The 22,690-nt window shown below is 42.4% G+C and carries 23 protein-coding genes; 19 read left to right on the top strand and 4 right to left on the bottom strand.

Annotated features, from left to right (window positions below):
* Nucleotides 1–9 precede the first annotated feature (9 nt).
* The 6 genes from FET73_RS01740 to gspN all read left to right on the top strand — a co-directional run bounded on the left by FET73_RS01740 (nt 10) and on the right by gspN (nt 7,246).
* Nucleotides 10–1,371 (top strand): DUF1329 domain-containing protein, encoded by a 1,362-nt coding sequence (locus FET73_RS01740; RefSeq protein ID WP_154222184.1) that lies wholly within the window; start codon nt 10–12, stop codon nt 1,369–1,371.
* Between the two features lie 78 nt (nt 1,372–1,449).
* Nucleotides 1,450–2,364, top strand: a complete 915-nt coding sequence (locus tag FET73_RS01735; protein ID WP_179952052.1) for a WD40/YVTN/BNR-like repeat-containing protein — start codon at nt 1,450–1,452, stop codon at nt 2,362–2,364.
* A gap of 21 nt (nt 2,365–2,385) precedes the next feature.
* Nucleotides 2,386–4,758: an efflux RND transporter permease subunit gene (locus FET73_RS01730; RefSeq protein WP_154222182.1), complete on the top strand. Its 2,373-nt coding sequence runs from the start codon at nt 2,386–2,388 to the stop codon at nt 4,756–4,758.
* An 85-nt stretch (nt 4,759–4,843) separates the two neighbouring features.
* Complete coding sequence (gene gspL, locus FET73_RS01725) at nt 4,844–6,019, top strand: type II secretion system protein GspL (RefSeq protein ID WP_154222181.1); 1,176 nt, start codon at nt 4,844–4,846, stop codon at nt 6,017–6,019.
* Nucleotides 6,020–6,029: 10 nt separating this feature from the next.
* Complete coding sequence (gene gspM / locus FET73_RS01720; RefSeq protein WP_154222180.1) at nt 6,030–6,503, top strand: type II secretion system protein GspM; 474 nt, start codon at nt 6,030–6,032, stop codon at nt 6,501–6,503.
* Nucleotides 6,503–7,246, top strand: coding sequence for a type II secretion system protein N (gspN, locus tag FET73_RS01715; protein WP_179952051.1), 744 nt, complete (start codon nt 6,503–6,505; stop codon nt 7,244–7,246). The genes gspM and gspN overlap by 1 nt, the downstream gene beginning before the upstream one ends.
* Before the next feature lie 6 nt (nt 7,247–7,252).
* Here gspN and lgt read toward each other — a convergent pair whose 3' ends face one another.
* Complete coding sequence (lgt, locus tag FET73_RS01710) at nt 7,253–8,125, bottom strand: prolipoprotein diacylglyceryl transferase (RefSeq protein WP_154222178.1); 873 nt, start codon at nt 8,123–8,125, stop codon at nt 7,253–7,255.
* A 280-nt stretch (nt 8,126–8,405) separates the two neighbouring features.
* On the opposite strand from lgt, the gene FET73_RS01705 reads away from it, so the two are divergent.
* Nucleotides 8,406–10,451, top strand: a complete 2,046-nt coding sequence (locus FET73_RS01705) for a sodium-translocating pyrophosphatase (protein ID WP_154222177.1) — start codon at nt 8,406–8,408, stop codon at nt 10,449–10,451.
* Between the two features lie 73 nt (nt 10,452–10,524).
* Here FET73_RS01705 and tkt read toward each other — a convergent pair whose 3' ends face one another.
* A complete protein-coding gene (gene tkt, locus FET73_RS01700; protein ID WP_154222176.1) occupies nt 10,525–12,534 on the bottom strand; it encodes a transketolase in 2,010 nt (669 codons plus the stop codon).
* A gap of 240 nt (nt 12,535–12,774) precedes the next feature.
* Here tkt and FET73_RS01695 point away from each other — a divergent pair, with 240 nt between their 5' ends.
* Nucleotides 12,775–13,395, top strand: coding sequence for a phasin family protein (locus FET73_RS01695; RefSeq protein WP_154222175.1), 621 nt, complete (start codon nt 12,775–12,777; stop codon nt 13,393–13,395).
* Between the two features lie 126 nt (nt 13,396–13,521).
* Here the strand turns inward: FET73_RS01695 and FET73_RS01690 are convergent, their stop codons facing one another.
* Nucleotides 13,522–15,111: a choice-of-anchor D domain-containing protein gene (locus FET73_RS01690; RefSeq protein WP_154222174.1), complete on the bottom strand. Its 1,590-nt coding sequence runs from the start codon at nt 15,109–15,111 to the stop codon at nt 13,522–13,524.
* A gap of 79 nt (nt 15,112–15,190) precedes the next feature.
* Between FET73_RS01690 and FET73_RS01685 the strand changes: the two genes are divergently transcribed.
* Nucleotides 15,191–15,562 (top strand): VOC family protein, encoded by a 372-nt coding sequence (locus FET73_RS01685; protein ID WP_179952050.1) that lies wholly within the window; start codon nt 15,191–15,193, stop codon nt 15,560–15,562.
* Between the two features lie 6 nt (nt 15,563–15,568).
* On the opposite strand, the gene FET73_RS01680 is transcribed toward FET73_RS01685, so the two are convergent.
* Nucleotides 15,569–16,780, bottom strand: a complete 1,212-nt coding sequence (locus FET73_RS01680; RefSeq protein WP_154222173.1) for a patatin-like phospholipase family protein — start codon at nt 16,778–16,780, stop codon at nt 15,569–15,571.
* Nucleotides 16,781–16,864: 84 nt separating this feature from the next.
* On the opposite strand from FET73_RS01680, the gene FET73_RS01675 reads away from it, so the two are divergent.
* The 10 genes from FET73_RS01675 to pyrH all read left to right on the top strand — a co-directional run bounded on the left by FET73_RS01675 (nt 16,865) and on the right by pyrH (nt 22,635).
* Nucleotides 16,865–17,524, top strand: coding sequence for a response regulator (locus tag FET73_RS01675; protein ID WP_154222172.1), 660 nt, complete (start codon nt 16,865–16,867; stop codon nt 17,522–17,524).
* A gap of 114 nt (nt 17,525–17,638) precedes the next feature.
* Entirely contained in the window at nt 17,639–17,887 is a 249-nt protein-coding gene (rpsP, locus tag FET73_RS01670) for a 30S ribosomal protein S16 (RefSeq protein ID WP_154222171.1), read from the top strand.
* A gap of 6 nt (nt 17,888–17,893) precedes the next feature.
* A complete protein-coding gene (gene rimM / locus FET73_RS01665; RefSeq protein ID WP_179952049.1) occupies nt 17,894–18,385 on the top strand; it encodes a ribosome maturation factor RimM in 492 nt (163 codons plus the stop codon).
* Nucleotides 18,386–19,075, top strand: a complete 690-nt coding sequence (gene trmD, locus FET73_RS01660; RefSeq protein WP_218944243.1) for a tRNA (guanosine(37)-N1)-methyltransferase TrmD — start codon at nt 18,386–18,388, stop codon at nt 19,073–19,075.
* A 47-nt stretch (nt 19,076–19,122) separates the two neighbouring features.
* Nucleotides 19,123–19,479 carry a 50S ribosomal protein L19 gene (gene rplS, locus FET73_RS01655; RefSeq protein ID WP_154222170.1) on the top strand — a complete coding sequence of 119 codons (357 nt, stop codon included), beginning with the start codon at nt 19,123–19,125 and terminating at the stop codon, nt 19,477–19,479.
* An 18-nt stretch (nt 19,480–19,497) separates the two neighbouring features.
* Nucleotides 19,498–19,734: a 50S ribosomal protein L28 gene (rpmB, locus tag FET73_RS01650; RefSeq protein WP_154222169.1), complete on the top strand. Its 237-nt coding sequence runs from the start codon at nt 19,498–19,500 to the stop codon at nt 19,732–19,734.
* Nucleotides 19,735–19,736: 2 nt separating this feature from the next.
* Nucleotides 19,737–19,892 carry a 50S ribosomal protein L33 gene (gene rpmG / locus FET73_RS01645; RefSeq protein WP_154222168.1) on the top strand — a complete coding sequence of 52 codons (156 nt, stop codon included), beginning with the start codon at nt 19,737–19,739 and terminating at the stop codon, nt 19,890–19,892.
* Nucleotides 19,893–20,075: 183 nt separating this feature from the next.
* Nucleotides 20,076–20,948 (top strand): 30S ribosomal protein S2, encoded by an 873-nt coding sequence (rpsB, locus tag FET73_RS01640; RefSeq protein ID WP_154222167.1) that lies wholly within the window; start codon nt 20,076–20,078, stop codon nt 20,946–20,948.
* A 96-nt stretch (nt 20,949–21,044) separates the two neighbouring features.
* The gene (gene tsf, locus FET73_RS01635) at nt 21,045–21,923 is read left to right on the top strand and encodes a translation elongation factor Ts (RefSeq protein ID WP_154222166.1); all 879 of its coding nucleotides are present in this window, start codon (nt 21,045–21,047) and stop codon (nt 21,921–21,923) included.
* On the top strand, nt 21,919–22,635 hold the full coding sequence (gene pyrH, locus FET73_RS01630) for a UMP kinase (RefSeq protein ID WP_179952133.1): 717 nt from the start codon (nt 21,919–21,921) through the stop codon (nt 22,633–22,635). Before tsf ends, pyrH begins: the two co-directional genes overlap by 5 nt.
* The last annotated feature ends 55 nt before the right edge of the window (nt 22,636–22,690 follow it).

Genomic DNA, 22,690 nt, shown 5'->3' with positions numbered 1-22,690 from the left:
GGACAGTATATGAATTTATTAAAAAAATCGTTATTAACAGCCATTGTTGGTTTGACGGTCGTGGGTTCAGCGCATGCTGGCCCCAAGCCTGATCAAGTAGATCGTTTGGGTAAAGACTTGACCCCAATGGGTTCAATCAAAGCAGGTAACGAAGAAGGCACCATTCCAGCATGGACTGGTGGTATTACTGAGCCTGTTGCTGGTTATCAGTTGGGCGATCACCATCCAGACCCTTATGCTGATGACAAGGTATTGTTCACCATTGATTCAAGTAATTTCAATGAGTATGCTGAGAAATTGTCTGAAGGTCAAAGGGCCATGTTTGTCCGTTATCCTGAAACTTTCAAGATGAACGTTTATCCTACCAGGCGCTCAGCATCTTTTCCTCAGCGAATTTATGACAAGACAAAAGAGAATGGCAGAACTGGAACCTTAACAGCTGACGGTGAAGGTGTGGCTAGAGTAGCAGAAGGTTTTCCTTTTCCATTTCCTGAAAATGCTTATGAACTGATTTTAAACCATAAGTTGAAGTACAAAGGTTCAGGTGGTGTTCGTTATAACAACCAAGTGGCACCAACTTCCAAAGGCCAATATACTTTGGTTCGTTTGCGCGAAGAGTTGTATGGTAAATACTATGTTGAAGGTAACACGGTAGAAGACATCAACAACATCTTGTTGTACTTTTACCAAGTGGTAGAATCGCCAGCTCGTTTGGCAGGGCGTGTGTTGTTGGTTCATGAAACCATGAATCAAAAAGAAACACCTCGTCAAGCATGGATATATAATCCAGGCCAAAGACGTGTTCGTCGAGCGCCTAATGTTGCTTATGACAATCCAGGTACCGCGTCTGATGGCTTACGTACCAATGACATGACTGATATGTTTAATGGTGCTATGGATCGCTTCACTTGGGATTGGGTAGGAACAAAAGAAATCTATGTGCCTTATAATTCCTACAAAGCGCACAGCTCAGACTCTTTGATAGAAGACATGGTCATGCCAGGTCATTTAAATCCAGAGTACATGCGTTATGAAGTGCATCGTGTACATGTGATTGAAGCCAATCTGAGAGAAGGTTTCCGCCACATCAACAGCCGAAGAACTTATTACTTAGACGAGGACAGCTATCAAATACTGTTAACTGACCATTATGATAAGCGTGGTGAATTGTGGCGTTATTCTGAAGCACATAGCATCAACTATTATGAAATTCCTTTGTTCTGGAGTACGGTTGAAACGCACCATGATTTACAGTCTGGACGTTATGTATCAGTTGGTTTAGATAATCAAGATCAAGTGAATACTTTCAACTCTCCTTTGAGTGAATCAAGCTATACTCCTTCAGCTTTGCGTAAACGCGGCAGAAGATAATTCGTGATTCAAGAATAAGTTCAGGTGGCTATGGGCGTAAGTTCATGGCCATTTTTTGTAATTAAAACGATGAAAATAATGAAAAAAATTAATTTATTGTTGGTGTTGTTCAGCTGCTCTGTTTGGGCTGAAGACACGGCTGAAATAATGGGGCTGGCAGCTGAGTCATTGTTGCTGTCTGTGACCTATGTAGGTGAGGATATGATAGCAGTTGGGGAGCGCGGTCATGTACTTAAAAGTGATGACAACGGTCAGTCATGGCAGCAAATTGCAGCCGTACCGACCAGAGCTGCTTTAACCAAGGTGGCTTCTTCTGGAAAACATGTTTGGGCAGTTGGGCATGATGCGACCATTATTCACAGCGGTGATAACGGTGCAACTTGGGAATTACAGTTTTCTGACCCCGAAAGAGAAGTGCCTTTTTTATCAGCAATCTTTCTAGATGAAAATACTGGGTTTGTGATTGGTGCCTATGGCACTTTATTTTCAACAGAGGATGGTGGTAAAAATTGGAATGATGATTTGATATCTGAAGAATTAGATTACCATTTGAATGACATTATTATCACTGAAGCGGGTACATTGGTTGTGGCTGCAGAAGCTGGGTTTATGTTCAGAAGTGAAGACCAAGGAAGCACTTGGCAAGATGTAGAATTACCTTACCCCGGCTCTATGTTTGGCATAAACAGTTTAAACAATGAGGTGATTGCTTATGGATTGCGTGGTCATGTATTGCGCAGTGATGATGAGGGTGTCACCTGGGAAGAAGTTAATAACCCAAATTTGGACAGTTGGTTTGGTTCAATTTTAATCAATGATGATGTCATGGTCTTGGTCGGTGCCAATGGTGCCAAAATGCGTTACCATGATGGAACACTCAGCGCCATGGGCGAAGAAAGTTCAGGTGATGACTATGCTGCTGGAGTTAAGTCAGGTAATGATTTAATCTTGGTAGGCGAAGAAGGTATTTATCAACAATCGATGTATCAATAAGGGGCTGTTATGAGTGAGCATATGAAAAAATCTACTTTTGCTGCGGCCTGTGAATCGGTGTTGTTCAGTGGCAAGAAATTAATTTTATTGATGGTCGTTGCTATCACAATATTTATGGCATATATGGCCAGTCAATTACAGGTAGATGCAGGTTTTAAAAAGCAATTGCCATTAGATCATGAATACATGCAAACATTTTTGCAGTATGAAGAAGACTTTGGCGGAGCCAACAGGGTGTTGGTCGCATTGGTCGATGACAGTGGAGACATGTTTAACGACCAGTTTTTCAGGAAGCTGGAAAAAGTTACTGATGAAGTGAATTTCATTGAAGGTGTATATCGACCAAGTGTAAAGTCAATATTTACGCCGAATGTCCGCTTTGTAGAGGTGGTTGAAGATGGTTTTGCGGGAGGAAATGTTATTCCATCAGATTTTTCACCCAGTCCTGAAGCTTATGAAACTGTCAAAGCTAATATCGTAAAATCTGGTGTTTTGGGAAGGTTGGTTGCTGAGGATTTTAATGGCGCCATGGTTTGGGCAGATTTGCTTGAAGAAGATCCACAAACTGGTGAAAAAATTGATTACCAAAACATTGCCGAACAATTAGAAAAAATCCGTACAGATTTTGAAGGAGACGGCCAAACAGTTCACATCATCGGATTTGCGAAAATTGTTGGTGACATTTCAGAAGGTGCCATTTCCGTGCTGTACTTCTTTGCTTTGGCTATCGTGATTACAGCAATCTTGTTGTTTTGGTATTCTAAGCACTGGAAGCTAACTCTGTACCCAATCCTATGTTCTATCACGGCTGTGATTTGGCAGCTGGGTTTCTTGAAAATACTGGGAATGGGTATTGACCCTATGAATATTTTGACTCCGTTTTTGGTGTTTGCCATAGGTGTGAGTCACGGTGTACAAATGATTTCAGGGTGGACTGATCAGTTGGTTCACCAAAAAGGAAATCACAATGCTGATTTGGCGGCACGTGGTGCGTTTTGTGCGCTGTTAGCACCGGGTATCATTGCCTTGTTATCAGATACCATAGGTTTTGCCACCATTTATTTTATTAACATCCGTATCATTCAAGAATTGGCCATCACAGCGACTATTGGTGTGGCCCTGATTATCATCACTAACATGGTGATTTTGCCTTTGTTGTTGTCGGGTGTGAAGATGAAGAACTTCGAAGCCTTTTGTGCTAAATGTGAGCGCAATACGCAAAAAGAAGGTGTGTGGCACAGCATTGCTAAATTTGCTAAAAACCCAGTGGCTACTTTGGTGGTCTTGTTGGCGATTGGATTGTTTGTTATTGGTTATTTCAAAGGTCAAGAAATGCAAATTGGAGACTCGCAAGCTGGTGTTCCTGAGCTGCGTCCTGAAGCCAGATATAATCAAGATGCAATGAAAATCAGCAGTGAATTTTCACTCGGTGTTGATATGATTAATGTGATTGCTGAAACCACGCCCAATGCTTGTACAGAAAGCTTTAAAGCGATGGAAAATATCGATCGTTTTGCATGGCACATGACGAATGTCGAAGGCGTTCAAAAAGTCATCACTTTGCCGCAAGTTGCAAAAATCATAACAGCTGGTTGGAACGAAGGCAATATCAAGTGGAGAGAACTGTCTCGAAACAACTATGTGATGAGACAGTCATTGTCCAATATTGATACAGACACGGGCCTCTTGAATCGAGATTGTAGTGCAATGCCAGTAACAATATTTACAGATGACCACAAAGCGACAACAATTAATAATGTTGTAGACGCAGTTCAAGCCTATCAAGTTGCGAATCCGGCATCAGTTAATGAAGAGGGTGCTTTGAATGAAGGTGAAGTCAAGTTCCGTTTGGCCACGGGTAATGCCGGTGTCATGGCGGCAACGAATGATGTGGTTAAAGGTGCGCAAATGCCGATGCTATTCATGGTATATGGCGCAATCATCTTGCTGTGTTTGATCACTTTCCGTTCAATCGCAGGTACCATCAGTATCGTTTTGCCTTTGTTCTTGGTGTCAACTTTGGCCTATGCATTAATGGCTTATTTGGGTATTGGTTTGAAAGTGAATACCCTGCCGGTTGTGGCTTTGGGTGTTGGTATTGGTGTTGACTATGGCATTTATATTTTCAGCAAGTTACAAACTTTGTTGCGTCAAGGTATGAGCTTATTTGACGCCTATAAAGAAACTTTACAACTGACAGGTAAAGCGGTATTTTTCACTGCCATGACTTTGGGTATTGGTGTTGGCACTTGGATGTTCAGCGACCTAAAATTCCAAGCAGATATGGGCATTTTGTTGGCCTTTATGTTTGTATTAAATATGGTTGGTGCCTTGCTGTTGTTACCTGCACTGGCTTATTGGTTGATGCCAAAACACAGAAAAGCGACCGCATAAGCCAATACATTTGATTGGCAATTGGTTATAATAAAAAGCCCTAACAGAATGATCTGTTGGGGCTTTTTTTTGGATAAATGTTGAGATGTCACAGCAGTACATACTGAGATTAAATCAAAATGGAGTGCCTTATCAAGCCTGTATTTTTGATCAAGAAAATAAGCGCAGTCGTGAGTCTATTATCAAGGACTGGGCCGATGTGCCTAAAGACAAAGAATGGACAGTGCTGCTCCCAGCTACCTGGGTTTATCAAACCCAGAGTAGTGTACCTTCAAAAAATACAGAAGTGTTAAAGCAATCAATCCCCTATGCTGTTGAGGAGGAGTTGAGTAATGACGTTGAAGACAATCATTTTGCTTTTGCCATCTTAGAAGAAGGAAGGCAGAAGGTGTCTGTTGTCAGTCTAATGCACTTATCACAACTAAAAGCTGCCGTGATCACACATGAAATTAATGTCAAGCGTCTGTTGTCTGAAGTGGATTTTTGTCCTAAATCTGAAGGCGTAGTCAGTATTTGGATTCATGAGGATCAAGCTTTGCTGTGCTTGGGTGAGGGTGAGACATTAAGTGTTGCAAAAGAACAAGTGGTCAGTATGTTGCCGGTCTTTGCTGCAGATTTAGACTGGGTTCAGTCGAATCATCCGATAGCACCTGAATGGCTGTCAGCCGAACTTGAAGCCAAGCCTGCTATTCAGTTATCAGATTGCTTTTATGCCATCAACAACCATCCTGTGATTGACTTAATGCCTGCAGGATGGCTGAAGATTGAAGATAATAATAAGCCTTTGAGTCAAGCAAAGGTATTGATTTTAGCCGCCGTTTTAATCGTCAGCTGGATTGGGATTAAATCTTTTCAACATATACAGGTAAATCAAAGGTTAGATGACATAAAGTCTCAACAGTTGGCTTTGTTTACAAGTCGGTTTGGTGATGCCAGCAAAAGCGAACTGGTGGATCCATATGCGGCATTACAATCACGAATGCAGCGTGTAAATCAGGCCGAGTCAATAGAAACACCTTTTTTAACGGCGCTGAACCATTTAGGTGAAGCCATTCAAAGTCACAAACAAAACATAGACATTCAATCGCTTCGCATGGTGGATAAAAAACTGGAAGTGCAAATTACTGCAGAGACTATGACTTTGATTAACCGCTTTCAACAAAGTTTACAACAATCGGCGTTGGGATTTAAAGTTTTGATTGGTGTTAACGAACAAAATGCGGGACGATTTAAATCTGTGATAACAATGGAAAAACTGTGAGGCATTGTGGATGAATAAATGGTTTTTAAACTTGTCAGATCGCGAACAACAGTTGGCTAAATCTGGCATTGTATTTTTGATATTGGCTTTGTTTTTGGCATTTGTTTATTTGCCAGTAAACAGGAGCTTGGCATCCAAGCACATGAGGCTACAAAGTTTAAACCAACAATTGGTGCAAATGGAGCAAAGCTTAGCAACAAAACAAGGTGTACAAACACAGGGTTCTGTGCCGAATGATGTCACTTTTTCTGCTTGGTTAGATCAGCAGATGGTCAGATTGTCGTTACAAACGTTGGTGACGCGGGCTGAACCTGTTGACGAAAATACCATGACACTTTGGTTACAGAATGCACCTTTCGATAAGGTGGTTGATTGGTTAACAAATATTGAAAGCGCTTTTGGTGTGTCAGTTATACAAGTAGATGTAGTAGCAAAAGACAAGGCCAATGGATTATGTGATATACGAATGACTTTGGTGAAATGATGTTTGGGAAATTTTTTAAACTGGTATTTATTTTAATAATTTTATCTGTCATAGCTGTGGCCGTGACACCGCTTAATTTGTATTATGACAAAGCATCTAAGCACTTAAAACCCTTGGTAATGACTGGTGTTGGTGGTACCGCAGTTAAAGGCTCTGCCGAAAAACTGAAGTATCAACAATTACCATTGGGTGAGGCCGAGTGGTTGTTATACCCTAACTGGTTTAATTCCTTAGGTGGAAAATTGCGGGTCAGGGGGGCGCACCATGACCTCACGGCAGCTTTAGACCATGCCAGTGAAGCGCGTGTGGTGATTCAATCTTTACGAGGTTATATAGACTGGAGTATTTTAAAACCTTTCTTGCACATGAGGTATGGGCAAATGGAAGGTTACTTGAATTTTGATATGAGCCGCTTAAGGTTTGAAAAAAATGGCGGTTTAAAAGGGGCCTCAGGTTCAATCACATTACAAGACTTTAAAATGATTAAACCCAGTCTTAAAGACATGGGAACAGTGACGCTGGTATTTGAAACGCAACAAGAAGGAATGGTCACTGGTGTTATAAGTAGCGACTCTGCGGTGATGACAGTATCTGGTACTTTGTTCTTACAGCCCAATCGCTGGAAGTTGAGTGTGGACATTATACCGAAAGGTGGTCATTTTGAACTGGACTCTGTATTGAGTGGTGTTGGCCAAGCTCGAAGGGGTGGGGGTCGTCGCTTGAACTTGGCTGGTTTTTACTGATGTTTTCTATGGTTTACGAACTTGTTTTCGATTGGAAACGAGAATCAAAATAGCCAGTGCAAACAAAGGCAGGGTAAGTATATGCCCCATGGTCATCCAGTCAAAAAAGATAAAACCTCGGTTGGCATCGGGTTCTCTGATAAATTCTACAGAAAAACGTGCGCTTGCATAACAGAGCAAAAACACAGCGGATATTGTGCCTCGTTTTTTAGCAAGAAAAACTGCAGCCCAAACTAAGAAGAATGCCAATAAGCCTTCGCCCAATGCTTCATATAAAGGTGATGGGTGTCTGGCATAAGCTGTAAATTGACCAGCCTCATGTGCCGCTAACCATGCTGCTTTGCTGACAAAGTTACTTTGCTGTAAGTGAAGGGGTAAAGAATCAGGAAATATCATCGCCCAAGGGTGTTGACTTAACCTGCCCCATAATTCACCATTAATGAAGTTGCCCATGCGCACTGAAAATATGCCTAAAGGTGCCAGTGGCGCGATAAAGTCAGCGGTGTCTAAAAAGTGTCTTTTGGTTTTGTGACTGAAGTAAAACATGGCCGTGATCACACCCATCAATCCACCATGAAATGACATGCCGCCTTCCCAAACGCGAAAAATCAACAGTGGATCGTTAAGTAAAGAGGCGTCATTATAAAAAGCCACCCAGCCTAAGCGACCACCAACAATAACGCCTAAAGCGCCATAAAACATAAAATCAGACAGTTGGTCCTTGTCCCAGCTGGTTTTTCTGTTGTTAATCATCCATGTGCCCAATAACCAATAAAAGGCAAAGCCAATTAAATACGTTACGCCATACCAATGTATGCTTACAGGGCCAACTGACAGAAATACGGGGTCAAAATCGATCAAATAAAAAGGCGAGTTCATGCTGACTGCTGTGAAAAAAATTACATTATAACGGAAAGTGTCAAAATAACGTCCTAAACTGTAAAAATTGCGATTGATGGACTGTATCTTGGGCTGTTACAATAAAAGAGAACCGAGAAAAATAAAATCAAATATATGGCTCGGATTCATAAAAAGAGAGCACGGTCTCACGGCCGAATATAACGAAATCTGTACTTGGTTCTGTGGCCAGTCATGGCGCAATTTGTGTAGGGAGAGCCGAGTTAAAGGTGTCGCCTAATACAAAAAGAGGAATCAATACATGAATATAGAAATACTGCCACTTGTGGTGGGCGGCTTTGGCCTGTTAATGGCTTTGGTCATCTTCGGCATGATTGTCAAAATGCCAGCCGGATCCGGTAAAGTTCAAGAAATTGCACAACAGATACATGAAGGCGCGATGGTCTTTATGCGTCGAGAATATACCCTTTTATATGGCTTTGTTGCCATCCTGACGATTGGCTTGTACTTGGGCTTTGGTCATTGGCAAACACCTTTTGCCTTTGTGCTGGGTGCTGTTTGTTCTGGAATTGCAGGTTACTTTGGTATGTTTTCAGCCACCAAAGCCAATGTGAGAACGACTGTTGCGGCCAATGAACACGGTGCAGCCAAGGCCTTGTCAGTGGCATTTTATGGCGGATCGGTCATGGGTTTGACTGTGGCAGCCATGGGGTTGTTGGGTTTGGGTACACTGTATTTGATGTTTGCAGGTGATCCACACACTGTTGAAGCGATTCATGGTTTTGGTATGGGTGGTTCAGTGGTGGCTTTATTCTCACGTGTTGGCGGTGGTATTTTTACCAAAAGTGCTGATGTGGGGGCCGATTTAGTCGGTAAAGTTGAAGCAGGTATTCCAGAAGATGATCCACGTAACCCAGGTGTGATTGCCGATAATGTGGGTGATAATGTTGGCGATGTGGCAGGCATGGGTTCAGACATCTTTGAGTCTTATTGCGGCTCGATGATTGCTTGTATTGCGATTGCCTCTACCATGTCAGTGACACTGTTCAGCCAGATGGCAGCTGAGCGAGAATCTTTGATGTTCTTGCCTTTGGCATTGGCTTCAACTGGGTTGTTATGCTCGGTATTGGGTATCCTCTTAGTGAAAATGTTTTCAGGTAAAAAGCCCGATGTGGCGTTGCGTTTCGGAACCATTGGCGCCACTGTTTTGTTTATTGTTGCCGCTTATTTTACGACTGCTGCCTTGGATGTGAATTCAATAGTTTGGATGTGCGTCTTGTTGGGTGCGGTCGGCGGTATTTTGATTGGTTTGGTGACCGAATATTATACCGGTAGTAAACCTGTACGCGATATCGCTAAAGGTGGGGAAACCGGTCCAGCGACAGTCATGATTGCAGGATTGGCTGTGGGTATGGAGTCAGTTGTTATTCCTGTCATTACCTTGGCGGGTATTATTTTTGGTACGGCTATGATTTTACCTGAAGGTGCGGGTGTCTATGGTGTGGGCATTGCTGCTGTTGGTATGCTGGCCACAGTGGGAATCACCATGGCAATAGATGCGTATGGTCCAGTCGCTGATAATGCCGGGGGTATTGCAGAAATGGCTGAGCTGGGTGCGGAAACTCGAGAAATTACAGATGGTTTAGATGAAGTGGGTAATACCACAGCAGCGATTGGTAAGGGGTTTGCCATTGGTGCGGCTGGTTTGGCTGCGTTGGCTATTATTGCCGCTTTTATCGAAGTTATTTCTAGTCAAGTAGAAGGCTTTGTTTTGGACATTGGTAACCCGATGGTCTTGATGGGCATGTTCTTGGGCGGTATTTTTCCTTTTGTGGTGTCGGCTATGACGATGCGTGCAGTGGGTGATGCAGCTTTTGATATGATCAAAGAAATCCGTCGCCAATTTAAAGAGATTCCTGGTCTGATGGAAGGCACTGCGCAACCAGACAGTAAAAAGTGTGTTGATATTTCAACCCAAGCTGCTTTAAAACGCATGGTGGCTCCAGGTGCTTTGGCTGTGTTTGCGCCAGTTGTGGTGGGTTTTGGATTGGGTGCAGCTGCACTCGGTGGCATGCTCGGTGGTGCTTTGATTTCTTGTGTACTGTTGGCGCTGACCATGGCCAATGCCGGTGGTGCTTGGGATAATGCCAAGAAATACGTAGAAAAAGGCAACTTGGGAGGTAAAGGCTCAGATGTTCACACGGCTGTTGTGGTCGGTGATACTGTGGGTGATCCATTCAAGGATACATCAGGCCCTGCGATGAATATTTTGATTAATGTGATGGCGATTGTGTCATTGGTGATTGCGCCTAAGTTGGCACAAATGCCGAATGGTATATTTGGCTGAATTATATTAATTGAAGCATAAAAAAATCCCCGCTGGCAAATCATGACAGCGGGGATTTTTTTAACTTAATTTCTTAAGCTAACAGTTCGTTGGCCTGTTCAATGACATGCTCGACTGTGAAACCAAAATGTTTGAACAAGACATTACCAGGTGCTGATTCGCCAAATGTATTTTGTGCAATCACACGGCCATTCAAGCCGACGTATTTATACCAGAAGTCGCCTTGCGCCGCTTCAACCGCAATGCGCTTGTCACATTGTGCTGGCAGCACACTGGCTTTGTATTCGGCACTTTGTTCTTCAAAGCGTTCAGCTGATGGCATAGAAACCAAGCGAACTTTTTTACCTTGTGCTTTTAGGGCTTGAGTGGCCTCCATAGAAATGCCCACTTCAGACCCCGTGGCAATGATAATCAGCTCAGGCTCACCAGAGCAATCAGCCAGGACATAACCACCTTTGGCAATGTCAGCAATTTGTTGTTCAGTGCGGTCTTGGTGTTTAACCCCTTGACGTGTAAACAGCAAACAGCTGGGGCCGTCGATTTTTTCAACTGCTTGACGCCAAGATACAGCAGACTCAACCGCATCACAAGGACGCCAAACGTGCATGTTCGGAATCAACCGTAAAGTGGGTGTTTGTTCGACAGGTTGATGGGTTGGGCCATCTTCGCCGACACCGATAGAATCATGCGTGTAAACAAAGATGCTTCTGATTTTCATCAAAGCCGCCATGCGCAATGCATTTCGGGCGTATTCAGAAAACATCAAGAATGTGGCGCCATAAGGGATGAAACCACCGTGCAAAGCCATGCCGTTCATGATCGCGCTCATGCCGAATTCACGCACACCGTATGACAGGTAGTTACCATCATAAGGCGTGTCATTAACAACAGCTTCATTGATGGATTTTGATCCTGACCAAAAAGTGTTATTGGAAGGTGTTAAATCAGCTGAACCACCGAAAAACTCTGGCAAGTGAGGCCCAAAACCTTCTAAGGCCAACTTAGATGCTTGTCTTGAGGCCAGTTCTGGCGCGTCAGCTGCCACCTTGGCGATGAATGCGTCGGCACTTTCGTTCCAGTTGTGAGGCAGGTCGCCAGACATGCGGCGTTCAAACTCAGCTGCTAATTCAGGGTAAGCTTTTTTATAGGCTGCAAATTGTGCATTCCAATTGCTTTCTGCTTCTTCACCTTGAATGGTGGCATCCCAAGCATTTTTAATTTCAGCAGGAATTTCGAATGGACCATGTGTCCAACCCAAAGCTTCTCGTGTGGCTTGAATTTCATCTGCACCCAATGGTGCGCCATGACAGTCATGAGAGCCGGCTTTGTTTGGTGCGCCAGAACCAATCACTGTTTTGGCACAAATAATGGTGGGCTGCTCAGCATTCTGCTGTGCTTGTTCTAGTGCCGCTTTCAAAGCATCGGCATCATGACCGTCAACAGAAAGCACTTGCCAATTATAGGCTTCAAATCGTTTGACTGTGTCATCGGTAAACCAACCGTCAACCTCTCCATCAATAGAAATGTTGTTGTCATCATAGATTGCAATCAACTTACCCAATTTGAGTGTTCCCGCCAGAGAGCACACTTCATGCGAAATCCCTTCCATTAAACAGCCGTCGCCTAAGAACACATAACTGTGATGGTCAACTATGTCATGGCCAGGTTTGTTATAAATGGCTGCCAATGACTTTTCAGCCAAAGCCATGCCCACGGCATTGGCAATACCCTGACCTAAAGGACCAGTGGTGGTTTCAATACCTGGTGTGTAACCATATTCTGGATGACCAGGTGTTTTTGAATGTAATTGCCTGAATTGTTTCAAGTCATCGATGCTCAAGTCATAACCTGACAAATGCAATGCTGCATAAGGCAGCATGGACCCATGTCCATTGGACATCACGAATCGATCGCGGTTAATCCAGTCTGGGTTCTTAGGATTGTGTGTTAAAAAGTCATTGAACAATACTTCGGCAATGTCTGCCATGCCCATAGGAGCACCGGGGTGGCCTGAATTGGCTTGTTGTACGGCGTCCATTGCCAAAACTCTGATGGCGTTGGCTAAGGTTTTTCTGTCAGTCATGTTGTGTCTTGATTTGATTTAAAAAAGAAAGCAAACTGGTTGCTCGTATGGGCTCTGTATTGTATGGATTCATGTGGCAATGCACAATCACTAAAGCGCAGATGACGAGAAATTGACAATTTTTTTTGATAATTGCAGCATTTAGGGTGTTTGCTCTATAATGTTTGCACAAAATATGCCACATTGATACAAAACAATTTTGTACTAAACATTTTAATTCTAGAGCAAACCGAGGTAATTATGGCCAAAAAGAAAACATTGAAAAAATCTGCATCTGATAACAAATCACCAAAACTGGCAGAATCTTTGGTAGGTTCGGCCAATGAAATTTGGTTGGCAGGTTTGGGTGCTTTTGCTAAAGCACAAACTGAAGGCAAAAAAATCTACGACAAATTAATTGATGAAGGCAAAGATTTTGAAAAGTTATTCAAAGCCGTGCCACAAAAAGCCGTCAATGAAGTGAAGTCAACAGTTGACTCAACTGTCAGTTCAGCAAAAAAACGTGCATCAGAAAGTTGGGATAAATTAGAAGATGTATTTGAAAAACGTGTTGAAAAATCATTGCATTCTTTAGGTGTGCCGAGCACAAAAGAGTTGAAAGATTTGGTGAGCCGAATTGACGCATTGACTGAAGAAGTCAGCAAGTTGTCAGACAGCAAAACGGCTAAGCCGAAAAAAGTTGCTAAGAAAGCTGCAAGCACTGCAAAAAAAGCAACCAAAAAGGCAGCCAAGAAAACCACCAAAAAAGCTGCTGAAGCGACAGAAAAGGTAGCTAAAACCACTGCAAAAGCAGCAGATAAAACCAAAAAAGTGGCCAAAAAAGTTGCCAAAAAAGCAGCCAAGAAAACCACTAAAAAATAAACAAGTCGTAGGCTCAGTGCATATGAAATGATTTGACCTAAACAGGGTCGCCACAACCTCCTTCTGTGGCGACCCTGTTTTTTTGTGTCTGCTGAATTCAGGCCTAATGAAAAGTCAGTCTGATTTTTACTCAAAGTGATCTCTAAATATAAAGTCATGTACGGATCGTCCTTTAATTTCAAAATTATAGTTTTGATTCGGAGCATTACTCTTGATATTAATCAATCCATGGCTTTCACTGAACAGTTGATTGGGAGTAAATTTGATTCTGAAGTTAGTGCTTTCATTGGGGTGTAAGTGATCTGTAGTCAAGTCAGATACAATTTTAAAAGGATCTCTGGTGTCGTTAATTAATTCGATTTTATTTAGTATCAATAGTGAATTGCCTGAATTCTTTATTTTGAAAGTTTTTGAAATGGTTTGATAGACAAAAACAGCGGTGCCGAAATCAGTGTTATCCTCAGTGTTAGGTGTATCGTCTCCACTTGAAATGTTGACGTTGTTTCCACTGACTAAAATCTCTTGCTCGTGTAGGCAAGCATTCATTTCTGAGCCGCCTTGAGTTGATACAAGCCTGGCTGCAGAGTCATAGATATTGTTATTATTGTGTAGAGAGTTGTCATCTGAATCGGCTGAGTTGTCTATGTATTGCATTCCGCAAGCAAACACACGTGGTAATTTGTCTGGCATGCCTTGATTGTTGCTGTTACTGTTGTTCAGGTTGTGTAATATAAACATACCGCCGCCCAGGCCTTGTGCCTGACCCGAACTCAATGAATGGTTGTTTTGTATAACAACGTCAGACATCACTAGTTGTCCGGACCTGATAAATACAGCGCCTCCTAAGCCTGCTGCATTCTGGTTGGTGGCAGCAAAGCCTGCTTCTCCATGGTTGTTGTATTTTTGTGATAAACCACCTCCTGCGCCGAACCCACCATTTCCTCCAGCAAAGTTTGGCGAATCTGCATAAGTAGAACCTCCACCTCCTCCGAATCCGCCTCGATTTCCGTAAAAGTTATAGGAGAATGATCCGCCACCGCCAAAGCCGCCCACGTATGGCGGAGGTGCGTATCCTCCTCCTCCACCAAAATGTGGGTCATTGTCTCTGTAATTTCCATAACCCCCGTATCCACCATTTACATAATTACCTATGGCATCTCCAAATAAGCCGCCACCACCGTAATAATTGCCTCGGCCAAACATGCCACCACCGCCTTGAATATTAGATTGGTTTATTAACCCGCCTTTTGATTGGTTGTTGTCAAATGTGATGTTGTTGAGCTTTACCTGCCCATCGTAAATAAAAAGTCCACCGCCCAATCCTGCGCCAGCACCGCCTTTGCTGCTGTTTCCGCCAATGGCACTGCCATCAATAATGTCAACGTTATTGATGGTAACTTGGCCAGATTTGATAAAAAGAGGCCTGAATTGTTGGTTGCCATTGATGTGTTTTCTTGCGCCTGAGCTTTCAATAGTTACATCAGAGTCAATCAACCTTTTCATTACACCAGTCAATAACACATCTGTTTGCAATTCAATAATGTCATGCGTTTCATTGATGTTGGCTTGATGGATGGCCCAACTTAAGCTGTTTTCTATCAGTCCTGTACCGTCATCTGTTGCTTCGCTAACTTCTATAGATTCGGCTGTACATGTTTGGCAAGTGAGTGCAAAGGCTATGGCTGAGGTTAAATTTGTTGTTTTTTGGTTTTTCATGATATTGCTATTCAAAATGTGTAAGGCTGTTTGTTAAGGTATATAATCATATTTTTAATTTTTTGTCACGAGGTGGTTTGTGAAATTAGGTGCTTTTTCTTTGAGTTTGAATGTTGCTGACTTGGTGGTTTCAAAAACCTTTTACGAAAAGCTGGGTTTTAAAGCTGTGGGTGGTGATGTTGAACAAGGTTGGTTAATCATGCGCAATGGTGACAGCACGATAGGATTGTTTCAAGGCATGTTTGACAGTAATATCATGACGTTTAATCCAGGCTGGGATGCGCAAAACCAAGTGTTGTCAGAATTTGATGATGTGCGTGTCATTCAAAAGCAGCTTAAATCACAAGGTGTTGATTTGATGTCTGAAGCGGATGAATCATCCTCTGGGCCAGGCAGTATGATGCTGACCGATCCAGATGGCAATGTCATCTTGATTGATCAGCATGTATGAAAACAATCAGCTTTTGGCTTTCAATTGACGTTCTAGGGCGTCTAAGCTTGAATTGATTTGGTCTGACCAGCTGACTTGGCTGGGCTTGTTGTTGATGAAGGACTCAATGTCACGACTATTGTCGTTGAGGTTGTCGTTATTGAATGCCAGGCCGTGTCTTTCCAAGATGGCATTGATCTCGTCTTTTCGTTTGATTAACTGTTGGCGTGTGTGTCTGTAGGCATAGTCACACAGGTTAGCCCTTTGTGAGTAACTGAACAAGTTGCTTTTGAACATGACTTCATCATTTTGGTCAGGTTCTACCAATATAATGTCAGCTTCTGGGTAGTCATCCTTATACTTGGCTAAGCCAGTTTTTAATCTTGATTGAACCACAGATCGAAAAGTTTGAGACAGTACCAGTGGCAAACCACCTTCAACCAATCCTTTGTCATCAATCTGTTCCGATCGTTTGAATGGAACGATGGGGTTGATGGCAAACAACAAATGTACACCCTGTTTCAATGCTGCTGATGCGTTCATGGTGCGTCTTAGGGCACCATCGACATACATTTGGTTTTTAATTTTTACAGGCGAATACAAGCCGGGCAAGGCAGATGATGCTTGAACAGCTTTTGATATGGGGACATCGCTGTTGTTATCAGTACTGAATGTGGCTATTTTCCCGCTGTTTAATTCACAGGCAATGATATACAATTTTTTTGATAATTCTCTGAAATCATTACTTTGTCCGTACTTGGTAAATACGGTATTTAAAAAATGTTCCAGCTTGCTGTTGTTAAAAACACCGGTGGGCAGGGCTTTGCCTGTCACTTCAAGCATGTCTACAATACTGGTATGTAATGGGTTTTTTGCCCACTTAAGTAGTGACTTGCCAACCAACAAAGGTGTTTTGGCTAAGTTTTTTACATAATCTTTGTAGGCCGGCTGTAAAAAATGGTCTGGGTTAAAAGGTGTTTCTGTTTTTTTATTCGATGCGAAAATGTCACACATATAAGGCAAGCTGATGCCATTGGCCAAGCCGGCGGCAATAAAGGCACCTGCGCTGACGCCGACGTACACATCTAAATCGGTCAAATCGACGCGTTTGATTGAGTCTTGCAGTGCGCACAGTGCACCGAGTTCATAAAAGCCGCCTAATGGGCCGCCACCAGCCAAGGCCAGTCCGTATTGTTGGTTACTTGGTGTGGGTTTATTTGCTGGTTTTAGGGTAATCATTGCGGTATTATAATGAATAATTATAAAAGTGAATGAATTTGTTTGTTAAGGTTTGAAAATACAAGCAGGGGAGGGAAGGTTAAAATGATTAAAGTGATACTGGTAGATGATCATGATATTGTCCGCACGGGACTGAAGCTGGTGGCAGAAAAAATGTCTGGTGTAAAAATCATTGGTGAATGCAGCGATGGCATGGAAGCTTTGAATTTGGTTAAAGAGTTGAAGCCTGATGTGGTGTTAATGGATGTGAATATGCCAAAAGTGAATGGTTTAGAGGCCACCAGGCGAATTACACAGATTGACCCTTATGTGAGGATAATTATCCTAACCATACATGCTGAAAATCCGTATCCGAAGAAATTGTTGGATGCCGGTGCGATGGGGTATTTGACCAAAGGGTGTGCAGCCGAAGAATTAGAGGATGCAATTAAAAAAGTGTCAATGGGTCAGCGGTATGTTGGTGCGGATATTGCGCAGCAGATGGCGCTGGCCATGTTGCCAGGTGGGTATAAAGAATCGCCGTTTGATGTGTTAACTTCTCGTGAACTGGATGTGGCGATGTTGTTGGTTCGAGGGAAGAAGGCCAAAGAAATAGCTGGTGTGCTAGAATTAACGGACAAAACAGTGGCAACTTATAAATACAGGGTGTTGGAAAAAATGTCACTTCGCAATGAAGTGGAATTGACGCACATGGCCATTCGTCATGGCATTTTAGATGCCAAAGAAATAGGTCCCATTGCCTGAGTGCTAATTTCTGGCTGATTGCTTTAAAAAAAGTGAATAAAAGCTATCAAAACGATTGTATATCCATTACAATTCGCGGTCTTTTTTAATGCCCTGAATTTTTTAGAGGTTAATATGGTCAAAATTAAGTTGGTAAGGCATGGCGCCAAACGCGCACCTTTCTACAAAGTTATCGCTACTGATTCTCGCAACGCGGGTGACGGTAAAGCATTAGAGCGTTTAGGTTTCTTCAATCCTATGGCTCGTGGTCAAGAAGTTCGATTGAACTTGGATTTAGAAAGAATTAACCATTGGGTTGGTCAAGGCGCACAAATGTCTGATCGTGTAGGCTCTTTGGTTAAACAAGCACAAAAAGCGGCATAAAACACCGTGAGTGGTGACATAATAACTTTAGGAAAGGTTGTTGGTCACTTTGGTGTTCAAGGTTGGGTGAAGGTTTTTTCTTACACACAGCCGATGGAAAATATCACTGTCTATCGCGATTGGATTGTGGGTGGGCAGTTATACAAAGGAATCAAGTCCAAAAAGCACGGCAAAACAGTGGTTGCATACTTTAAAGGTGTGGATAACCGCAGTAAAGCTGAAGCTTTGATTGGTTTGGAAGTGGCTATTGCGCCCACACAGTTGAAAGCCTTACCTAATGATGAGTATTACTGGCGAGATTTGGTCGGATTGAAAGTCATTAATAAAGGTGGTGAAGAACTGGGTGTGGTGGATTCGCTGTTTGAAACAGGTGCCAATGACGTTTTAGTGGTCAAAGGTGTAGCAGAGGTTTTAATTCCTTTTGTTGAGCCGGAGACTATTCAGTCAGTTTCATTGACTGAAGGCGTGATAAGGGTGGATTGGCAAGAGGCTGAGTAAATGCGGCTGAATGTCATCACCTTGTTTCCACAAATGGTGAGTGATGCTTTGTCTTATGGTGTGATTGGTCGCGCCATCAAACAAGGTGTCATAGAGCTTGTTTTGTTTAATCCTCGAGATTATGCGCAAAACAAGCACAATACTATTGATGACAAGCCTTTTGGCGGTGGCGCAGGCATGGTTATGATGCATGATCCGCTGTTCCGAACATGGCAAGATATAAAGAATAAAGGTGAATCTGGACCTTTGGTTTTTATGTCACCTCAGGGTCAAAAAGTGACACAAAAACTGTGTAATGATTGGTCGGAGTTGCCTGCCTTGACATTGTTGTGTGGGCGTTACGAAGGCATAGATCAACGGTTCCTTGATGGATATGTTGATGAAGAAATTTCCCTCGGTGATTATGTGATCAGCGGTGGTGAATTGGCAGCTTGTGTTTTAATAGATGCAGTGGCCAGACAGATAAAAGGTGTTTTGGGTGCTGAAGAATCGGCCAAAACGGATTCGTTTATGACGTCGATGTTGGCGCCACCACAATACACCAGATCAGAATTGTTGGGACAGTCAGGTGTCCCCGATGTTTTGTTAAGTGGGAATCACAAGGCCATAGCCGAGTGGAAATCACAACAAGCTTTGACAGTAACAAAACAGAAAAGACCTGACTTAATAGCCGGCACCTCTGGGGACTGAAAAGTCACTCATGTACCAATAAGAATATAAAATAATGAGATCTAATCATGAGTGACATTATAAAACAATTGGAAGCTGCGCAATTACGCAGTGATTTACCTGCGTTCAGCCCTGGTGATACAGTCATCGTAGGTGTAAAAGTCGTTGACGGTACACGTGAACGTGTTCAAAACTACGAAGGTGTTGTTATTGCGGTTAAAAATCGTGGTATCAATTCAGCGTTTACAGTAAGAAAAATTTCATACGGTGAAGGCGTAGAGCGTGTGTTCCAAACACACAGCCCTATGATTGACAGTGTGACTGTTAAACGTCGTGGTAAAGTGCGTCGCGCCAAGTTGTACTACTTGCGTGGTAGAGAAGGTAAAGCGGCTCGTATTACCGAGAAGTTGGACGTTAAGAAGTAATCAACCAAGGAGAATATTATGTCAAGAGTTTGCCAGGTTACTGGAAAGAAAACTACGGTTGGAAACAACGTTTCTCACGCCATGAACAAAACCCGCAGAAGATTTTTGCCTAACTTACAAACACATCGTTTTTGGGTTGAGACAGAAAACAAATGGGTTAAATTAAGGGTCTCTGCCAAAGGCATGAGAATCATTGATAAAAAAGGTATCGATGCCGTTTTGGCTGAAATGCGTTACCGTGGCGAGAAGGTATAATCATGAGAGATAAAATAAAATTGGTTTCAAGTGCTGGAACAGGTCACTATTACACAACCGATAAAAACAAAAAAACCACACCTGACAAAATGGAAATAAAAAAATATGATCCAGTTGTCAGAAAACATGTGATTTATAAAGAGAAGAAAATCAAGTAATTGATTTGACACTTGATAAAGCCAGGATTTAAATTCTGGCTTTCGTGTTTGTTGCTACACTTTTAAAAAGCAATTAATTCGACACCATACCTGGTTCACAGGCTGGGTGCTGATCTGATAAAGGTTGGTTGTCTTGAAAAGTATGGTGTTTTGTTACAACCCTAAATTAAATAGGAAATTATAATGGCAAAAATTAATGTCAAACAGCTGCTGGAGGCTGGTGCCCACTTTGGTCACAATACCAGATACTGGAACCCTAAAATGGCACCATACATTTTTGGTTCAAGAAACAAAATTCACGTTATCGATTTGCGTAAAACAGAAGAAATGTTCAATGATGCGATGAACTTCATCAGCACCATTGCTTCACGTCGCGGCAAAGTGATGTTTGTTGGTACCAAGCGTGCTGCAAGCAAAGCAATCAAAGAAGAAGCAACCCGTTGTGGTATGCCTTTCGTTTCTCACCGCTGGTTAGGTGGTATGTTAACAAACTACAAAACAGTAAAAGCATCAATCAAAAGATTGAAAGACATTGAGTCTATGCAAGCTGATGGTCGTATCGAGAAGTTTGTTAAGAAAGAACAATTGAACATGGACAGAGAACGTATCAAGTTAGAAAAAACCTTGGGCGGCATCAAGGACATGAAAGGTTTGCCTGAAGCATTGTTTATCATCGACACACGTTATGAAACCATTGCCATTAACGAAGCTAAAAAATTAGGGATTCCAGTTGTTGCTGTTGTTGACACAAACAACTTAACAACCAATGTTGATTACGTTATTCCTGCAAATGATGATGCAATGAAAGCGATTCGTTTGTACTTAGGTACAGCTGCTGATTCTATCTTAGAAGGTAAGGCTTCAATGCAAATTGATGTTAAAGAAGCTGCAAAACCTGCACCTAAAGCTGAAGCCAAAGAAGCCGTTAAAGCCGAAGAAGCCAAAACTGAAGAAGTGAAAGCTGAAAATGACGCTACTGAAGCACCTGCTGAAGAAAAGAAAGTGACCAAGAAAAAAGTCACAAAAAAGAAAGTGGCTAAAAAAGCTGAAGAGTAATTTTAGACAATAATCCGGTTTTCGGGTTACATAAAGTTTGATAGCTGGCTCGTTCTTTTAGACGGGCCAGTTTTATATAAATTAAGAGGTATCAAAATGAGTATTACTGCTGCTATGGTAAAAGAGCTGCGCGAGATCACTGGCGCGGGCATGATGGAATGTAAAAAAGCATTGGTTGAAACAGATGGTAACATCGAAGTGGCCATTGAAAACATGAGAAAATCTGGTGCTGCTAAAGCTGCTAAGAAATCAGGTCGTGTTGCTGCTGATGGCATTGTTAAAATTGCTGCTGCTGCTGACAATAAGACGGCTGTCATGGTTGAAATTAACTGTGAGACAGATTTTGTAGCCAAAGATGAAAACTTTTTAGGTTTTACAGACATGGTTGTACAAGCTGCATTGGACAATAAAACTGAGTCAGTTGAAGCGATTTCTGCCGTTGAAGTTGATGGTAAAACAATTGAAGAAGCACGTGCTAACTTGGTTGCTAAGATTGGAGAAAATGTTCAAATTCGTCGTGTACAGGTAATTTCTGCTACAGATGGTGAAGTGGGTGTTTATTCACATGGTAAAAACATCGGTGTTGTTGTTTCTGCAATAGGTGCTTCACAAGATTTGATTAAAGACTTGGCCATGCACGTAGCGGCTGTTAATCCTGAATTCGTTTCTGAGTCTGATGTGCCACAAGATGTGTTAGAAAAAGAGAAAGAAATTTTGATCGCTCAAGCTGCTGATTCTGGCAAGCCTGCCGAAATCATTGAGAAAATGGTTGGTGGCCGTATTCGCAAATACTTGGCTGAAATCACTTTGAAAGGTCAAAACTTTGTTAAAGACCCGGACACAACTGTTGAAAAATTATTGAATAGCAACAATGCTGATGTGGTAGAATTTGTGCGATTTGAAGTTGGCGAAGGTATCGAGAAAAAAGAAGATAACTTTGTTGAGGAAGTAATGGCACAAGCCCGTGGCAATTGATTCGATAAAATACAAACGCATACTGCTGAAGCTCAGTGGTGAAGCCTTAATGGGGTCTGAGGATTATGGAATTGATCCTCAGGTCATCAATCGCATCTCTGAAGAGATCGCTCAAGTCCATGCTTTGGGTATTGAGATAGGCATCGTCATTGGTGGCGGCAACATCTTTCGCGGTGCCGGACTCAGTGAGTCCGGTATCGATCGTGTTACTGGTGACCACATGGGTATGTTGGCCACCGTGATGAATTCTTTGGCATTACAAAATGCCTTAGAAAACCAGGGCATGAAGGTTCGAGTCATGTCGGCCATTCAAATTCATGAAGTCTGTGAAGATTATATCAGACGCCGTGCTATTCGACATTTGGCGAAAGGTAATGTCACCGTGTTTGCTGCAGGCATTGGTAATCCTTTTTTTACAACAGATTCAGCTGCCAGTTTAAGGGCGATTGAAATCAATGCTGATGTGGTACTAAAGGCAACAAAAGTTGATGGTATTTATTCAGCTGACCCGGTAAAAGACCCATCTGCATTCAAATACGATCATTTGACTTATGATGAAGTCATTGAACGCAAATTGGCTGTCATGGATACTGCCGCTGTTGTTTTGTGTCGTGATCGCAAAATGCCAATTCAAATATTTAATATGGGCAAAGAAAATGCCCTAATGGAAATAGTCAAAGGTGCCAATATCGGTACCATTGTTACTGCTTAATTTTTCTGACCTAGGGTCAGATACTGGCTAATTATTTGCCTGATTATTGGAGAAT

It is taken from the genome of Marinicella rhabdoformis, assembly GCF_009671245.1.
GTDB classification, from domain to species: Bacteria; Pseudomonadota; Gammaproteobacteria; order Xanthomonadales; family Marinicellaceae; genus Marinicella; species Marinicella rhabdoformis.
Note: the sequence above shows the minus strand (reverse complement) of the source record. Positions and strands in the feature narration are given on the sequence as shown.

Coding starts and splice junctions, on each gene's coding strand:
- gspL (WP_154222181.1), top strand. CDS start 4,844: ATGTCACAGCAGTACATACTGAGATTAAATCAAAATGGAGTGCCTTAT.
- gspN (WP_179952051.1), top strand. CDS start 6,503: ATGTTTGGGAAATTTTTTAAACTGGTATTTATTTTAATAATTTTATCT.
- FET73_RS01680 (WP_154222173.1), bottom strand. CDS start 16,780: ATGATTACCCTAAAACCAGCAAATAAACCCACACCAAGTAACCAACAA.
- FET73_RS01705 (WP_154222177.1), top strand. CDS start 8,406: ATGAATATAGAAATACTGCCACTTGTGGTGGGCGGCTTTGGCCTGTTA.
- rpmG (WP_154222168.1), top strand. CDS start 19,737: ATGAGAGATAAAATAAAATTGGTTTCAAGTGCTGGAACAGGTCACTAT.
- FET73_RS01675 (WP_154222172.1), top strand. CDS start 16,865: ATGATTAAAGTGATACTGGTAGATGATCATGATATTGTCCGCACGGGA.
- lgt (WP_154222178.1), bottom strand. CDS start 8,125: ATGAACTCGCCTTTTTATTTGATCGATTTTGACCCCGTATTTCTGTCA.
- rpmB (WP_154222169.1), top strand. CDS start 19,498: ATGTCAAGAGTTTGCCAGGTTACTGGAAAGAAAACTACGGTTGGAAAC.
- rpsP (WP_154222171.1), top strand. CDS start 17,639: ATGGTCAAAATTAAGTTGGTAAGGCATGGCGCCAAACGCGCACCTTTC.
- gspM (WP_154222180.1), top strand. CDS start 6,030: ATGAATAAATGGTTTTTAAACTTGTCAGATCGCGAACAACAGTTGGCT.
- rpsB (WP_154222167.1), top strand. CDS start 20,076: ATGGCAAAAATTAATGTCAAACAGCTGCTGGAGGCTGGTGCCCACTTT.
- FET73_RS01740 (WP_154222184.1), top strand. CDS start 10: ATGAATTTATTAAAAAAATCGTTATTAACAGCCATTGTTGGTTTGACG.
- FET73_RS01730 (WP_154222182.1), top strand. CDS start 2,386: ATGAAAAAATCTACTTTTGCTGCGGCCTGTGAATCGGTGTTGTTCAGT.
- FET73_RS01695 (WP_154222175.1), top strand. CDS start 12,775: ATGGCCAAAAAGAAAACATTGAAAAAATCTGCATCTGATAACAAATCA.
- rplS (WP_154222170.1), top strand. CDS start 19,123: ATGAGTGACATTATAAAACAATTGGAAGCTGCGCAATTACGCAGTGAT.
- FET73_RS01735 (WP_179952052.1), top strand. CDS start 1,450: ATGAAAAAAATTAATTTATTGTTGGTGTTGTTCAGCTGCTCTGTTTGG.
- trmD (WP_218944243.1), top strand. CDS start 18,386: ATGCGGCTGAATGTCATCACCTTGTTTCCACAAATGGTGAGTGATGCT.
- tkt (WP_154222176.1), bottom strand. CDS start 12,534: ATGACTGACAGAAAAACCTTAGCCAACGCCATCAGAGTTTTGGCAATG.
- FET73_RS01690 (WP_154222174.1), bottom strand. CDS start 15,111: ATGAAAAACCAAAAAACAACAAATTTAACCTCAGCCATAGCCTTTGCA.
- tsf (WP_154222166.1), top strand. CDS start 21,045: ATGAGTATTACTGCTGCTATGGTAAAAGAGCTGCGCGAGATCACTGGC.